Consider the following 15453-nt stretch of genomic DNA (forward strand, 5'->3'; position numbering starts at 1 on the left):
CGAACCGGACCGGACGACACACCTCCGTCGGACCGGCAGGTCGAGGACGGTCACCCGGTGGACACGCGGACCCACCAGTCCGGCGCAGACCGTCAGCAGACCACGAGCCGCCCGGATCCGTCTGCCCCCGGACCTCGCCCCCGGTCCGCTCCCCACCCCCTCCGCGTCGAGTCCCTGCGTGGCTTCGCCCCCTGGGCAGGCGCGGGGCTGCTCCTCGCTCTCGCGTGGCCCATCGCCACCAAAGCGGATCAGTGGCAGGGCAGCTGGGGCGCGACGACCGAAACGCTGAGCACCGCGGCCGGCCTGATCGGCGCTCCCTTCGCGCTCGCCGCGGGCGCCTGGCAGGGCGGCCGGGAGCGCAGACTGCGGATGACGGAGCTGCGCGCCTCGACCGCTCGTACGCCTCTCGTCCAATTCCTGACGGCCGCCCTGCCCCTCGCCTGCTGGCTGGCGACGGCCTACCTGGTGGTCGTCGCGGGAGCGCTGCTCGCCTGCGCGCCGTACGCCTCGGCGGGCGGCCCGGTGCCGATCGTCCACGCCGGGACCGCCCTCTCGCTCGCCGCCTGCGCGGTCCTCGGTCACACGGCAGGGCGGGCGGCCCCCTTCCGGCTGACCGCTCCCGTGCTCGCGATCTGCGGATACGTCGTCCTCGGCATCGTCGGCAGCGGGCGGTCCGGTCTCCGCTACCTCGCGCTCGCCTCGGTCCACCCCTTCGGTGACGAAAACCTCGTCGTCTGGTGGTATCCGCTCGTGTCAGCCGTATGGACGGCCGGGCTCGCCGCCGCCGCGGTCCTGGTCCACACCGCGTACCGCCGTGCCACCGCGCTGCTCCCGCTCGCGGCCGCGCTCGGCGCGGCCGTCCTCCTGGTCCAGACGGGCGACGGGCTGCTGCGCGACAACCCGCTCGCCCACCGGCAGGTGTGCGACGACTCGACCACACCGCGCGTCTGCGTCAACGCCACCTATCCGGGCCTGCTGCCGGAGGTGACCCACGCGCTGTCCGGTCTCACCGGCCGTCTGAAGGGTGTGCAGAACCTGCCGGTCCGCTACGAGGACCTCGGGGGATCACCGCACCGGGACGAGGCACAGTTGCCGATACTCAAGCCGTTCGGCTGGAGCGCCGTCCGCGGCAAGGTGACCGATCCGGAGCGGTACGCGTGGGAGGCCGCCCAGATGCTGGTCCGTCGGGACTGCGAGGAATCGCCGGCCGCGCAGCGGGTGCAGGTCACCGACGAGGCCGTCCTGCGCTGGCTCGCCCCGGATCACTTGTTCGAGGAGGTACGCGACCACTCCGTGGCGCAGGCCCGGCAGCGCGGTGACACGGAGGAACTCGCAAGGTTCCGCGCCGAGGACAAGGCGTACGCGCACCTCACCGCCATGGCCGACGGCGAACGCCGCTCCTGGCTCAGTGGCTACTTCGCGACGGTCACGCAGTGCGACCCGAACCCGAGCGAGGTCCCGTCCCTGTGAAGGCCATACAGAGAATCAGAGGGAACGCCGTACCCGGCCCGGCGCCGACCCCGCTCGCCCTCTACGCCCGCTCCCGCGGTATCCCGGCGACCCTGGCGGCCCTGGTCTGTGCCGCGCTCCTCACCCTGTGGGTGGCGAGCCGTCCGGACACCTATCTCGACCCGTACCGCAGAGTGCCGCTGATCTCGCTCGCCCCGCTGCTCACTTCGTCGGCGATCGGCGTGAGCCTCCACACGTACACGCGCGACCTGGACGAGACCGCCGTACGCCCGTGGTGGCCGAGGCGCCTGGCCCACCTGCTGGTCCTGACCGCGCTCGCGGCGGCGCTGCTGGCCCTCGCCGTGCCGGGGCACTCCCAGGAGTTCGGCGCGGCGGCCATGATCCGCAACACTCTGGGGGCCGTCGGCATCACCGCGGCGGCGGCCGTGCTGATCGACGCCCGGCTGAGCTGGATGCCGCCGACGCTCTACTTCGGCGCCGTGTACCTCTCGGCCTCCTCGCCCCGTGTGAGCAATGCGACAGTTCTGGCCTGGTCCATGCAACCGGGTCCACAGCGCGGTGCCTGGGTCGTCGGCCTCGCACTCTTCGTGATCGGGACGGCACTCTACGCGGCACGCGGTGCCCGCCCCGAAGGACCCCGCGCCTGACGCGGGGTCTCACGGCCCGGAACCGGGACGGGGTATGCAAAAGCCCGGATCGTCAGGCGGAAATGCCGTCGATCCGGGCCATCGCGTCGTCCGCGCCGTACGGCTGCAGGTATGGCAGCCAGCGCGGGTCCCTATGCCCGGTTCCGATGATGCGCCACGCGAGCCCCGTCGGCGGGGCGGGTTTGTGGCGCAGGCGCCAGCCGATCTCGACCAGGTGGCGGTCGGCCTTGACGTGGTTGCAGCGGCGGCACGACGCCACCACGTTGTCCCAGACGTGCTGACCCCCGCGACTGCGCGGGATGACGTGGTCGACGCTGGTTGCGACGCCACCGCAGTACATGCACCGGCCGCCGTCGCGGGCGAACAGTGCTCGCCTGGTCAGCGGAACGGGCCCCCGGTAAGGGACCCGCACGAACCTTTTCAGCCGGACCACGCTGGGTGCGGGGACAGTAACGGTTGCACTGTGCATGAAGGCGCCGGATTCCTCGAGACAGACAGCCTTGTTCTCGAGGACGAGGACGAGCGCGCGGCGGAGCGGTACGACGCCGAGGGGCTCGTACGACGCGTTGAGGACCAGGACATGCGGCACGGATGCCTCCTTGTACGCCGGCGGCGCGTGGCTCGCGCCGGGACGATCTGCAGTCAGTCTCCCCTCATGCCTGGTGGAAGCGCCACCATGTCCCGGTAACGGGCTGGGAGTGTTTTCGACCACACCCCCTTCATCCCCAGGTGAGCACGGTCTCTCCCTCGAACATTGCAACGATCCCCACACGATGCCCCGTTAGTGTGGTGGTTCTGCCCGACGGTGCCCTTCTTGTGTCCCCTGCCGCGGGCGGACCGCTACGCCTGGAGGTACCTGCCGTGTCCCTGCCCGTCCTACTGGCCGTCGGTTCGACGCCTTCGCCGTCCCCCTCGACGTCGACGGACCCGGCGACCGCCACGCTTCAGGACGCCCAGGAAAGTGCGACCAACGCCGCGAGCTGGGTCCAGCAGAACTGGTCGACCTGGCTCGCCATCGGACTGCGGGTGCTGCTGATCCTGGTGATCGCGGCGGTACTGCGAGTGGCCGTCCGGCGGGCGATCACCAAGCTCATCGACCGCATGAACCGCACGGCGCAGGCGGTCGACGGCACCTCGCTGGGCGGCCTGCTGGTGAACGTGGAGCGCCGCCGGCAGCGCTCGCAGGCCATCGGCTCGGTCCTGCGCTCGGTGGCGTCGTTCCTGATCATGGGCACCGCCGCGCTGATGATCCTCGGCACCTTCGAGATCAATCTGGCCCCGCTGCTCGCCTCCGCGGGTGTGGCCGGTGTGGCGATCGGTTTCGGCGCCCGCAACCTGGTCACCGACTTCCTCTCCGGCGTCTTCATGATCCTGGAGGACCAGTACGGCGTCGGCGACACGATCGACGCGGGCGTCGCCTCCGGCGAGGTCGTCGAGGTGGGCCTGCGCGTCACCAAGCTGCGCGGCGACAACGGCGAGATCTGGTACGTCCGCAACGGCGAGGTCAAGCGCATCGGCAACCTCTCCCAGGGCTGGGCCACGGCCGGCGTCGACGTCACGGTGCGCGCGTCGGAGGACCTGGACGAGGTCCGGTCCGTGCTCACCGAGGTCGCCGAGTCCATGAGCAAGGCCGAGCCGTGGAACGAGCAGCTGTGGGGCCCCGTCGAGGTGCTCGGCCTGGACAGTGTGCTGCTCGACTCGATGGTCGTGCGTGTCTCGGCCAAGACCATGCCCGGCAAGGCGCTGTCCGTGGAGCGCGAGCTGCGCTGGCGCATCAAGCGGGCCTTCGACGCCGCGGACATCCGCATCGTCGGCGGCCCGAGCGCGGTACCCGAGGAGGAGGCGCCCGACCCGACGGAGAACGTCGCGGCGCCCTCCGCCCTCGCCAACCCCGCGTCGCCGCAGACCGCCGCCGTCGCGCCGATCCCCGCACCGGCCGTCGCGCCGGGCACCCCGCCCGGCCCGGCGAGGTAGCACGGCCCCGCAGGCAGGCACACCGCCCCCGCAGGTAACGAGTCTGTTGCCTCGGGGGCGGTTTCTCTTGACGCCCCCTCGGCCCCCGGCCTACGTTCCTCCCACCGAACAGGAAACTTTCCTAACAGTGATCTTGCGGTGGTCCGCGCGACGTCACGCGGACCCCCGTGGACTCCCCCGTCCGGTCACTGGGAAGCTGGGCAGTCGAGAAAGGCAGGTGTCGACCCCGATGGCAGGATCCGCCGGTACGCCGGGCACCCCGCGCGTCCTGCGCGCCATGAACGACCGCGCCGCTCTCGACCTGCTCCTCGCGCACGGACCGCTGTCGCGGACCAGGATCGGGAAGCTCACCGGGCTGTCCAAGCCCACCGCGTCGCAGCTCCTCGCCCGTCTGGAGGCGGCGGGCCTCGTCCTCGCCACCGGCACCAGCGAGGGCCGCCCCGGCCCCAACGCCCAGCTGTACGTCGTCAACCCGGGCGCGGGCCACGCCGCGGGCCTGGACGTCACCCCCGAGCGCATCCTCGCCGCCGTCGCCGACATCACCGGCCGCACGGTCGGCGAGTACGAACTGCCCACCCCCGGCCGGCACCCCTCCCAGCCGGTCGTCCGCCAGGTCACCGACGCCCTCGACGGCGCGGTGAAGGCGGCCGGGCTCGCCCGCGACGACGTCCGCCGGCTCGTCATCGGCACCCCCGGCGCCTTCGACCCGAACACCGGCCGGCTGCGCTACGCCTCGCACCTGCCCGGCTGGCACTCCCCCAGCCTGCTCGACGAACTGGCGGCCGCACTGCCGATGCCCGTCGAGTACGAGAACGACGTCAACCTCGTGGCCATCGCCGAACAGCGGCTGGGCGCGGCCCGCGGCCACGACGACTTCGTCCTGCTGTGGAACGAGGGCGGTCTCGGCGCCGCACTCGTCCTGGGCGGGCGGCTGCACCGGGGCTGGACCGGCGGCGCGGGCGAGGTCGGCTTCCTGCCGGTGCCGGGCGCACCCCTGGTCCGCCAGGTCACCAAGGCCAACAGCGGCGGCTACCAGGAGCTGGCGGGTTCGCAGGCCATCCCCAAGCTGGCGCGCGAGCTCGGCATCAAGGACGTACCCACCGGTCCGTACGCCGAGGTCGCCGCCGCCGTCGTCGAGCGGGCCGCCACTCTCGAGGAGGGGCCGCACCGGCGGCTGCTGGAGACGTACGCGACGGGTCTCGCCACGGGTCTCGCCTCGCTCGTCTCGGTGCTCGATCCCGAGCTCGTGGTCCTCAGCGGCGCCTCGCTCACCGCGGGCGGCGAGCCGCTGCGCGCCCTGGTCCAGTCCGAGCTGGAGGAGCTGGCCGCGTCCCGGCCGCGCCTCGTCGTCGGCGACGTACACGAACACCCCGTGCTCCGGGGCGCGCTGGAAAGCGCCCTGGCGGCCACCCGCGACGAGGTCTTCGACACCTCCCGCTAGCCGGTTCCCGCACCCTCTCGACCCCCTTCACCGCCCCGCCCTGCCTAGGGAGACCCCGTTATGCCCGGAATGTCCAGGAAAGCGGTCGTCGCGCTCGCCGCCTCCGCCTCCATAGCCCTCCTCACCACCGCCTGTACCGGCCAGTCCGGCTCCGGCGCCGACGACGACGCGTCCAAGGAACAGACGATCAACTTCTGGCACGCGTGGAGCGCGCCGGGTGAGGTCAAGGCCGTGAAGTCGCTGGTCGCGGGCTTCGAGAAGGCGCACCCCAACATCCACGTGAACATCGTCGGCAACATGACGGACGACAAGATCAACCAGGCGCTGCGGGCGGGCGGCGACAAGGCGCCCGACGTCGTCTCGTCCTTCACCACCAACAACGTCGGCAAGTTCTGCTCGTCGGGCGCCTTCGTCGACCTGAACCCCTTCTTCAAGAAGTCGGGCGTCGACCCGGAGACGACGTTCCCGAAGGCGATGAACGAGTACACCCAGTTCGACGGCAACCGGTGCACGGTGCCGCTGCTCGGTGACGCGTACGGGCTCTACTACAACAAGACCGCCTTCGAGAAGGCCGGGATCGCCGGTCCGCCGAAGACCTGGTCCGAGTTCGAGAAGGACGCCAAGAAACTCACCGTCTCCAAGGGCGACTCCTACGAGCAGCTCGGCTTCATGCCGAACTACCACGGCTGGGAGTCCACCACCGAGCACTACTTCGGGCAGTTCTCGCCGACGTACTTCGACAGCAGCGGCAAGTCGAACATCGCCAAGGACCCCGCCTTCACGGCCGGGTTCACCCTCCAGAAGAAGCTCGTCGACGAGCTCGGCGGCTTCCAGAAGCTGGAGCGGTACCGCTCCAGGCTCGGCGACGAGTGGGGACCCAAGCACCCCTTCCACACCGGCCAGGTCGCCATGCAACTGGACGGCGAGTGGCGCCTCGGCATGGCCGAGGACGCCAAGCCCGGCTTCGAGATCGGCGTGGCGCCGCTGCCCGTGCCCGACGACCAGGCCGACCAGTACGGCAAGGGCTACATCACCGGCACCATCGCGGGCATCGCGTCCACCAGCAAGAAGCAGAACGCGGCCTGGGAACTGGTCGAATACATGACCACGAACACCGACGCGGTGGTCGGCTTCGCCAACGACATCCACAACGTCCCGTCCACGCTCGCCGCGCTCAAGTCGCCGAAGCTGAAGTACGACCCGCGCTTCAAGACCTTCCTGGACATCGCGTCCGACCCGAACTCGACGACGACGCCCGCCTCGATCAACGGCGGTACCTACCTCGTGACGATCCAGCAGTTCGGGTACGACTACGAGAGCGGCAAGGCCAAGGATCTCAAGGCGGGCCTGGAGAGCACCGCCAAGCAGATCGACACGGACATCGCGCAGGCGAAGTAGGCCCGGAATGACCACCGTCACGCTGGCTTCGAAGCGCCGCCGTTCGGCGCTTCGGACCCTCGCCTTCATGTCCCCCTGGCTGATCGGCTTCGCGGTCTTCTTCGCCTACCCGCTGATCTCGACCGTCTACTTCTCCTTCATGCACTACGACGGCTTCCGGCCGCCGACGTGGAGCGGCACGAAGAACTGGACGTACGTCTTCGAGAACTACCCGCTGTTCTGGCCCGCGTTGCGCAACACCCTGTGGCTGGTCGTCGTGATGGTCAGCCTGCGGGTCGTGTTCGGACTCGGGATCGGCCTGCTGATCACGAAGATCAAGACAGGGCCGGGGATCTTCCGCACCCTCTTCTACCTGCCCTACCTGGCACCGCCCGTCGCCGCCACGATGGCCTTCGCCTTCCTCCTCAATCCTGGTACGGGACCGGTCGACTCGATCCTGGAGAAGGCGGGCGTCCCGGCCCCCGGCTGGTTCAACGACCCGACGTGGTCGAAGCCCGCCCTGACCCTGCTGGCCCTGTGGGGCATCGGCGACCTGATGGTCATCTTCATGGCCGCGCTGCTCGACGTGCCCACCGAGCAGTACGAGGCCGCCCAGCTGGACGGCGCCTCCGCGTGGCAGCGGTTCCGGTACGTCACGCTGCCGAACATCTCGCCGATCGTGATGTTCGCCGTGGTCACGGGGGTCATCCAGACCATGCAGTACTACACGCAGCCGCTGATCGCCGGGAAGGTCGCCTCGGGCGTCATCCAGGGCGCCGGCACGCAGTTCGAGCCCGGCTACCCCGACAAGTCCACGCTCACCCTGCCGCAGCTCGTCTACAACCTCGGCTTCCAGCGCTTCGACTACGGCTCCGCCTGTGTGGTCGCGCTCGTGCTGTTCGCCCTGTCCATGGTGTTCACCGCGTTCCTGATGCGGCGCCGGGGCGGCCTCATCCAGGCAGGTGACTGACCATGACCCAAGTACTCGACAAGCCTGTGGGACTGAAGGCACCCTCCTCGCCCGCCGAGCGCACCGCCCGCCGCCGGGCCCTCCTGGAGTGGGTCGCGGTCCACGCGCTGGGCATCGCCGCGGCCCTCTTCTTCGTCCTGCCCTTCGTGTTCGTGTTCCTGACCTCGCTGATGAGCGACACCCAGGCCCTCAGCCGCGACCTGATCCCGCACACCTGGGAGTGGGGGAACTACAAGAAGGTCTTCGACACGCCCGGCTTCCTGACCTGGTGGAAGAACACCCTGCTGTACGCCGGTGCCGGCACCGTCCTCACGGTCGTGTCGTCCATCCCCGTGGCGTACGCGCTCGCCAAGTTCCGCTTCCGCGGCCGGAACCTGTCGCTGATGCTGGTCATCTCGATGATGATGCTGCCGCCGCAGGTCGTCGTCATCCCGATGTACCTCTTCTGGGCGAAGCAGCTGGACCTGTCCGGCACACTGTGGCCACTGATCATCCCGATGGCCTTCGGGGACGCGTTCTCCATCTTCCTGCTGCGCCAGTTCCTGATGACCATCCCGAACGAGTACGTGGACGCGGCGAGGGTGGACGGCTGCGGGGAGCTGCGGACCCTGCTGAGGATCGTCCTGCCGATGGCCAGGCCCGGCATCGCCGCCGTCGCGCTCTTCCAGTTCTTCTACGCCTGGAACGACTACTTCGGGCCCCAGATCTACGCGTCCGAGAACCCGGGCGCCTGGACCCTCAGTTACGGACTGGAGTCGTTCAAGGGCGCGCACCACACCGACTGGAACCTCACCATGGCCGCTACCGTGCTGGTCATGGCCCCTGTGATCCTCGTGTTCTTCTTCGCACAGAAGGCGTTCGTCGAGGGTGTCACGCTCACCGGAGTGAAGGGTTGAACCACACATGAAACTCACCGTGGTCGGCGGGGGATCGACCTACACCCCCGAACTCGTCGACGGGTTCGCGCGGCTCAGGGACACCCTGCCCGTCGAGGAACTGGTCCTCGTCGACCCCGCCGCCGAGCGCCTCGAACTGGTGGGCGGCCTCGCCCGGCGGATCTTCGCGAAGCAGGGGCACCCCGGACGGATCGTCACCACGTCCGACCTGGACGCCGGGGTCGAGGGCGCCGACGCCGTACTGCTGCAACTGCGCGTCGGCGGCCAGGCCGCACGCCTGCAGGACGAGACCTGGCCGCTGGAGTGCGGCTGCATCGGGCAGGAGACCACGGGCGCGGGCGGCCTGGCGAAGGCGCTGCGCACGGTCCCGGTGGTGCTCGACATCGCCGAGCGTGTCCGCCGGACCAACCCGGACGCCTGGATCATCGACTTCACCAACCCCGTGGGCATCGTCACCCGCGCCCTGCTCCAGGCCGGCCACCGGACGGTCGGACTGTGCAACGTGGCCATCGGCTTCCAGCGGAAGTTCGCCGCGCTGCTCGGCGTCGCCCCCGCCGACGTGCACCTCGACCACGTCGGCCTCAACCACCTCACTTGGGAGACCGGCGTACGCCTCGGCGGCCCCGAGGGCGAGAACGTGCTGCCCAAGCTGCTCGCCGAGCACGGCGACGCCGTCGCCGACGACCTGCGCCTGCCGCGCACCCTCGTCGACCGCCTCGGCGTCGTCCCCTCCTACTACCTGCGCTACTACTACGCGCACGACGAGGTCGTGCGCGACCTGCGGACCAAGCGGTCCCGGGCCGCCGAAGTCGCCGCCATGGAGAAGCAGTTGCTGGAGATGTACGGTGACCCGGCGCTCGACGAGAAGCCCGAGCTGCTCGCCCGGCGCGGCGGGGCCTACTACTCCGAGGCGGCCGTGGACCTCGCGGCCTCCCTGCTCGGTGGCGGGGGCAGCCCGTACCAGGTCGTGAACACGTACAACAAGGGCACGCTCCCCTTCCTGCCCGACGACGCCGTCGTCGAAGTGCAGGCCGCCATCGGGTCCCACGGGCCCGCACCGCTGCCCGTGCCCGCCGTGGACCCGCTGTACGCGGGCCTGATGGCGAACGTGACCGCGTACGAGGACCTGGCGCTGGAGGCCGCCCTGCGCGGTGGCCGCGACCGCGTCTTCCGGGCTCTCCTCGCCCATCCCCTGATCGGCCAGTACGCGTACGCCGACACCCTCACCGACCAGCTGATCGCGCACAACCGGGAGCACCTCGCGTGGGCATGACGTCATCGGGTCCCGGCGCCGGGACGGCCGCCGGGACCGGCCCCGCGCACCCCGCGTCCGCCCCGGCCGCCCGGGACACGGCGCTGGTCCTGGCCATCGACGCGGGGAACAGCAAGACCGACGTCGCCGTGATCACCGCCGCCGGCGACGTCACCGGCACGGCGCGCGGCGGCGGCTTCCGGCCCCCGGCCGTGGGGGTCGACACCGCCGTGGACACGGTCGGCGAGGCGGTACGGAGGGCATTCGCCGAAGCCGGGGTGGCCTCCGCCTCGCACGTGTCCGCGTGTCTCGCCAACGCGGACCTCCCCGTGGAGGAGGAGCAGCTGGCCGCCGCACTGCGGGCGCGCGCGTGGGGACCGAGCGTGGACGTGCGCAACGACACCTTCGCGATCCTGCGTGCCGGGATCGCCGAACCGCGTGGTGTGGCCGTGGTGTGCGGGGCCGGCATCAACTGCGTCGGCATGCGGCCCGACGGCCGCACCGCCCGCTTCCCCGCGATAGGTCGCATCTCCGGTGACTGGGGCGGCGGTTGGGGCCTGGCGGAGGAGGCCCTGTGGTACGCCGCACGCGCCGAGGACGGACGCGGCGGGCCCACCGCCCTGGCCCGGACCCTGCCCGCGCACTTCGGGCTCACCTCCATGTACGCGCTCATCGAGGCGCTCCACCTGGGGGACGTCGACACCGCCCGGCGGCACGAGCTGACGCCCGTGCTGTTCGCCACCGCGGCGGACGGCGACGCGGTGGCCCGTTCCCTCGTCGACCGGCTCGCGAACGAGGTGGTGGCGATGGCCACGGTCGCGCTGACCCGTCTCGACCTGCTCGCCGAGGAGACCCCGGTCCTGCTCGGCGGGTCCGTCCTCGCGGCGCGCCACCCCCAGCTCGACGACCGCATACGCGAACTCCTCGCCGCCCGCGCCCCCAAGGCGGTCCCCCGCGTGGTCACCACCAGCCCGGTGCTCGGCGCGGCACTCCTGGGCCTCGATCACGTCGACGCCCCGGACGCGGTGCACGCACGCGTGCGGGCGCACTACGAGGAGGCCTGAGGCCACGTCGGGCCGCCGGACGGGCCGCGCCGGGAATTCCCGCACATCCGGGGGAACGAACGGCGCGGACGGCGCCTCTGGTGGGTGTCGATCCCTACCGCAGGAGGTCTCATGTCCGACCGCACGGCACGACGAGCCGCCGCACCGCTCGCCACGGTGCTCACCGCGGACGCCCTGCTCCACCTCTTCTGGGCGACCGGCTCCACCTGGCCGGCCGCCGACGAGAAGAGCCTGTCGCACGCCGTCCTGGGCGTCGAGGCACCGTTCACGCCGCCCGTCCTCCTGCCGCTCGCCGCGCTCCTGCTGACGGCGAGCGGCATCGTCGTCGCCCAGTCCGTACGGCCCGGCCGTCTGCTGCGGCTGGGCACCCTCGCCGTGGCGGCCGGACTGTCGCTGCGCGCTCTCGCCGGCGTCTACTGGGTCTTCGCCCAGGACACCTCGACGGTGTTCCACCGGCTCAACCTCACGCTCTACACCCCGTTGTGCGCCCTGCTGTGCGTCGCCGCCCTGCACGTCGCCCGGCACCGGCGCACCGCTGTCTCGGGGTTCCCCGCGCGCGGGGAAGATGCCGTACGTGTCCGATGACGAAACGGCCCGCCTGGTGCGTGCCGCCCAGCGCGGCGACACCCTCGCCATGGCCGGGCTGCTCGACGAACTCGCCCCCTACGTGGCCCGTATCTGCGGTCCCATCGCACTGGACCAGGGACCGGACGCCGCGCAGGAGGCCCTCGTCGCGGTCTTCCGTTCACTGCGCTCCCTGCGGGACCCGGCCGCGCTGCGCGGCTGGGTCCGCGCCATCGCGGTGCGCGAGGCGGTCCGGCTGGCCGGGCGGGCCGGCCGCACGGTGCCGGCCGATCTGAGCACCCTCCCGGCCCGCGGAGACCCCCAACTCGGCGCCGACATCAGGGACGTGCTGGACCGCCTGTCCCCGGAGCACCGGGCCGTGCTCGTCCTGCGCGACGTGGAGGGCCTGGACGAGCGGGCCGCTGCCGGCCTGCTCGGCATCCGCGTCGGCACGGTCAAGTCCCGGCTGCACCGGGCACGCGACACCTTCCGGAAGGCGTGGAGCTCATGACGGAACCCGACAGGACCGAACCCGGGGCGCCCGGGCCCATGGCGCGCCCCTCCGGGACGGCCGGCGGATGGCCGGTCGCCGGCCTCGACCCGGTGCGGCGGCTGCGGGTCCTCGCCGCCGGTGTCCGGGGCGCACACGTCACCGAGGGCGTCGTGCCGGCTCCGTACGACCGCGTGCGGGCGCTGCTCGACGACCTGGAGGGCGACTTCGGGCGGATCGTCCCCGACATGCGGGGGCTGCGCGTGGTGCGGCGCGACGGGCCGCACGTGGAGGCGCTGGCCCGCAGCAGGTACGGGATGCGGGCCGGGCTGCGCGGGGAGCAACGGCCCGGCTGGTGCTGGCTGCAGAGCCGTTTCCTGCTGATCGGTGTCGCGGCGGCGCCCGAGGGCACCGGGACCCGGGTTGCCTTCACCGGAGGGGTGCGGGTGCCGGGACGCGCGGCGCTGGTCCCGCTCGGCGTGCGACGCGAGGGGGAGCGCAGCCTGCGGCGGCTCACCGGTCTCCTCTGACACGAACGGGAACCGAACAGATCCGGATCGCGTATTCATGGGAAGGGGGGTGGCGCGGGGGTTTCGCGCTGCGCTGCCGCCCGAACGGCCCGCTGTCGTACGGAGGGTGCGCGGCAATCCGAACAAGATCCAGTCAAGGCCTGTGCGGATGTCAGCCACGGCGGGGATACTTGCGGCCGTGCACCTTCGTCCGCGCTCCGTACCACCGGCGCACGGGACGACGGTGACGGAACGGATGACCATGGGGGAGGTCAAGTGACACAGCCGCCGAAGGGCAGCACGGCACCACCGGGACGGGCCACGCCCACGATGCCCGCGGTCCCGCCGCAGCCCGGGCCTCCCGGCCCGTGGAGCGGCCCCGCCGGCCCGCGGACGGACCCCGCGGCCCCCGCCCGGCGCACGGCCTGGGCGGAGGGCGTCGACCGTCTGCGCGCCGCCGCCACGACCGAGCCGGGCCGGCTGCGGATCATCGGCGCGCTGCTCGCGCTGCTGGTCGTCGCGTTCGGCGCGGTCACCGCCTGGCAGATGACGGAGCGCGCGGCGGCGGCGGACGACGTGCTGCACAGCAGCCAGCCGCTGAGCGCGAGCGCCGCCGACATCTACCGCTCACTGGCGGACGCGAACACGGCGGCCTCCAGCGGCTTCCTGGCCGGCGGCCAGGAGACGAAGGCCTCCCGCGACCGGTACGAGCTGGACATCAGGACGGCGGCCGCCAAGCTGATCACGGCGGCCAACAGTTCGAAGCCGGGCTCCCCCTCGGCGAAGACCATCACCAAGCTGAACCGTCTGCTGCCCGAGTACAAGGGCCTGATCGAGCGGGCGCGTGCCAACAACCGCCAGGGCTACCCGCTGGGCGGCGCGTACCTGCGCTACGCGAACGACAAGATGCAGAACGACATGCTGCCCGCCGCCGAGGACCTCTACAAGCGGGAGAACCAGCGGCTCGGTTCCGACTACGCGGACGCCAAGCCGTACCCGTGGGCCGCGATCGGCCTCGGTGTCCTCGCGCTCGGCGGTCTGGTGTGGGCGCAGCGGCGCAACTACCGCCGCACGAACCGCGTGCTGAACCAGGGCATGGTCGCCGCCTCCGCCGCCGCCACGGTCGTGCTGCTCTGGCTGGTGGTCGGACACAGCGTCGCGCGGGCCGGGCTCGATGAGTCGTACGACCACGGAGTCCGCTCGCTGAACGTGCTGCACGACGCCCGGATCGCCTCCCTCAAGGCCCGGGGCAACGAGAACCTGACCCTGGTCAGCCGCGGCGCGGAGACCAAGACGCTGGCCGACGGCAAGACGACCGTCGACCTGTACGACTACGACTTCCAGCGGGACATGAAGACGCTCACCAAGGGCCTGGCGAAGGCCGCGGAGCTCTCCGACGACGCGGCGGGCGATACGCCCGTCAAGGCGGCGACCGCCAACATGAAGGTGTGGAAGTCCCGCCACGCCGATGCCCGCGAGGCCGACAACGGCGGCGACTACCAGGGTGCCCTGGACCTGGTGATCGGCTCCGACAAGGTCAAGCCGACCGGCGAGTGCTTCGACGGCGTGGACAAGAATCTGGAGAAGGCGCTCGACCACGAGCAGGCCGAATTCAAGCAGGCGGCGGACGGCGGACTGGACGCGATGACCGGGCTGCCGGTCGGCGCGGCGGTCCTCGCGGTGCTGGCCGCGGCGGGCGCGGTGCTCGGTATCGGGCGCAGGCTTTCGGAGTACCGGTGAGAGGGGGAGCGGCAATGACGGCACGACGCCTGAGGGCGAGCCTGAAGGGCTGGGGCGGCGTGGGCGCGATGGCCGTCGCCTGCGCTCTCGCCGTGATCTTCGCCCTGCTGCTGCCCCTGAACGGCAGCGGTGGGGACGACAGCACGGGAATCGGCGGCCGGGGCGTGGCCGAGGGCACCCAGGCGAAGGCCGAGGAGTGCACCGACCCGCAGGACCGGAGCCTCGCCCCGTCCGGCGACGAGAGCGGCGACACCATCGCCGCCATCAAGAAGCGCGGCTATCTGTCGGTGGGTGTCGACCAGAACAGCTACCGCTGGGGCTATCGCAACCCGAACCGCGGCGGCAGCGACCTGGAGGGCTTCGACATCGACCTCGCGCACCGCATCGCGCGCGAGATCCTCGGCGACGAGAACGCGATCCGGTTCCACGCCATCCCCACCAACCAGCGCATCCCGGCGATCCAGAGCGGCCAGGTCGACATGGTGGTCCGCACCATGACGATCAACTGCGAGCGCCTGGGCCAGGTCGCCTTCTCCGCACCGTACTTCAAGACCGGCCAGCAGGTCCTCGCCCCGCGGACCTCCCCCATCAAGGGGTACGACAAGACGCTGGCGCACCAGCGGATCTGCACGGCCACGGGCTCCACGGCCCACGACAAGCTGGACGCGGACAAGAAGGCGGACAAGCTCGTCCCCTCCGCCGACATCTCCACCACGGTCCCCAACCAGCTCGACTGCCTCGTGCGGCTCCAACTGGGCGAGGTCGACGCCGTGGTGACCGATGGCGCGCTCGCCGCGAGCCAGGCCGCGCAGGACCCGACGGTCGTGCTGAAGGGCGACACGTTCACGACGGAGTACTACGGCGTGGCGATGAAACTGGGCGCGCACGATCTGGTACGCCGGGTCAACCAGGTCCTCGTGGACTACCGCAAGAGCGGCTGGCGCGCCTCGTACGACAAGTGGCTGTCCGCCACCCTGGGCGAGGGCTCGCTGTCGGCGGACCCGCCCGCGGCGAAGTACAAGTAACCGACGACACGACTGGAGAGTTACCCGGCGCGGA

The 15453-nt window shown here is 71.4% G+C and carries 15 protein-coding genes; 14 read left to right on the forward strand and 1 reads right to left on the reverse strand.

All coding sequences use genetic code 11. The annotated features are described in order from the left end of the window. Positions 1–57 precede the first annotated feature (57 nt). Positions 58–1470: a hypothetical protein gene (locus H305_RS46935; RefSeq protein ID WP_078629226.1), complete on the forward strand. Its 1413-nt coding sequence runs from the start codon at positions 58–60 to the stop codon at positions 1468–1470. A 5-nt stretch (positions 1471–1475) separates the two neighbouring features. Then, complete coding sequence (locus H305_RS0124255; protein WP_234021035.1) at positions 1476–2117, forward strand: hypothetical protein; 642 nt, start codon at positions 1476–1478, stop codon at positions 2115–2117. Positions 2118–2169: 52 nt separating this feature from the next. On the opposite strand, the gene H305_RS0124260 is transcribed toward H305_RS0124255, so the two are convergent. Continuing rightward, entirely contained in the window at positions 2170–2706 is a 537-nt protein-coding gene (locus H305_RS0124260; protein ID WP_028802683.1) for an HNH endonuclease, read from the reverse strand. A 272-nt stretch (positions 2707–2978) separates the two neighbouring features. Here H305_RS0124260 and H305_RS0124265 point away from each other — a divergent pair, with 272 nt between their 5' ends. From H305_RS0124265 to H305_RS0124320, 12 genes are all read left to right on the forward strand, one after another. Next, entirely contained in the window at positions 2979–4091 is a 1113-nt protein-coding gene (locus H305_RS0124265) for a mechanosensitive ion channel family protein (protein WP_028802684.1), read from the forward strand. 229 nt (positions 4092–4320) lie between these two features. Next, entirely contained in the window at positions 4321–5532 is a 1212-nt protein-coding gene (locus tag H305_RS0124270; RefSeq protein WP_028802685.1) for an ROK family transcriptional regulator, read from the forward strand. A gap of 60 nt (positions 5533–5592) precedes the next feature. After that, positions 5593–6930 carry an ABC transporter substrate-binding protein gene (locus H305_RS0124275; RefSeq protein WP_028802686.1) on the forward strand — a complete coding sequence of 446 codons (1338 nt, stop codon included), beginning with the start codon at positions 5593–5595 and terminating at the stop codon, positions 6928–6930. A 7-nt stretch (positions 6931–6937) separates the two neighbouring features. Continuing rightward, on the forward strand, positions 6938–7879 hold the full coding sequence (locus H305_RS0124280; protein WP_028802687.1) for a carbohydrate ABC transporter permease: 942 nt from the start codon (positions 6938–6940) through the stop codon (positions 7877–7879). A 2-nt stretch (positions 7880–7881) separates the two neighbouring features. Beyond that, positions 7882–8775 (forward strand): carbohydrate ABC transporter permease, encoded by an 894-nt coding sequence (locus tag H305_RS0124285; protein WP_028802688.1) that lies wholly within the window; start codon positions 7882–7884, stop codon positions 8773–8775. Positions 8776–8782: 7 nt separating this feature from the next. Beyond that, positions 8783–10048 carry a 6-phospho-beta-glucosidase gene (locus H305_RS0124290; RefSeq protein ID WP_028802689.1) on the forward strand — a complete coding sequence of 422 codons (1266 nt, stop codon included), beginning with the start codon at positions 8783–8785 and terminating at the stop codon, positions 10046–10048. Further along, entirely contained in the window at positions 10045–11091 is a 1047-nt protein-coding gene (locus H305_RS0124295) for an N-acetylglucosamine kinase (protein ID WP_078629227.1), read from the forward strand. The genes H305_RS0124290 and H305_RS0124295 overlap by 4 nt, the downstream gene beginning before the upstream one ends. Before the next feature lie 111 nt (positions 11092–11202). Then, on the forward strand, positions 11203–11676 hold the full coding sequence (locus H305_RS46940; RefSeq protein WP_051370897.1) for a DUF3995 domain-containing protein: 474 nt from the start codon (positions 11203–11205) through the stop codon (positions 11674–11676). After that, positions 11657–12166: an RNA polymerase sigma factor gene (locus H305_RS0124305; protein ID WP_028802691.1), complete on the forward strand. Its 510-nt coding sequence runs from the start codon at positions 11657–11659 to the stop codon at positions 12164–12166. The genes H305_RS46940 and H305_RS0124305 overlap by 20 nt, the downstream gene beginning before the upstream one ends. Further along, positions 12163–12675 carry a hypothetical protein gene (locus H305_RS0124310; RefSeq protein WP_234021021.1) on the forward strand — a complete coding sequence of 171 codons (513 nt, stop codon included), beginning with the start codon at positions 12163–12165 and terminating at the stop codon, positions 12673–12675. The genes H305_RS0124305 and H305_RS0124310 overlap by 4 nt, the downstream gene beginning before the upstream one ends. Positions 12676–12930: 255 nt before the next feature. Beyond that, on the forward strand, positions 12931–14394 hold the full coding sequence (locus H305_RS0124315) for a hypothetical protein (protein WP_028802693.1): 1464 nt from the start codon (positions 12931–12933) through the stop codon (positions 14392–14394). Positions 14395–14408: 14 nt separating this feature from the next. Next, positions 14409–15419, forward strand: a complete 1011-nt coding sequence (locus H305_RS0124320) for a glutamate ABC transporter substrate-binding protein (protein ID WP_028802694.1) — start codon at positions 14409–14411, stop codon at positions 15417–15419. The last annotated feature ends 34 nt before the right edge of the window (positions 15420–15453 follow it).

Source organism: Streptomyces sp. 142MFCol3.1, from assembly GCF_000424945.1.
GTDB lineage: Bacteria > Actinomycetota > Actinomycetes > Streptomycetales > Streptomycetaceae > Streptomyces > Streptomyces siamensis.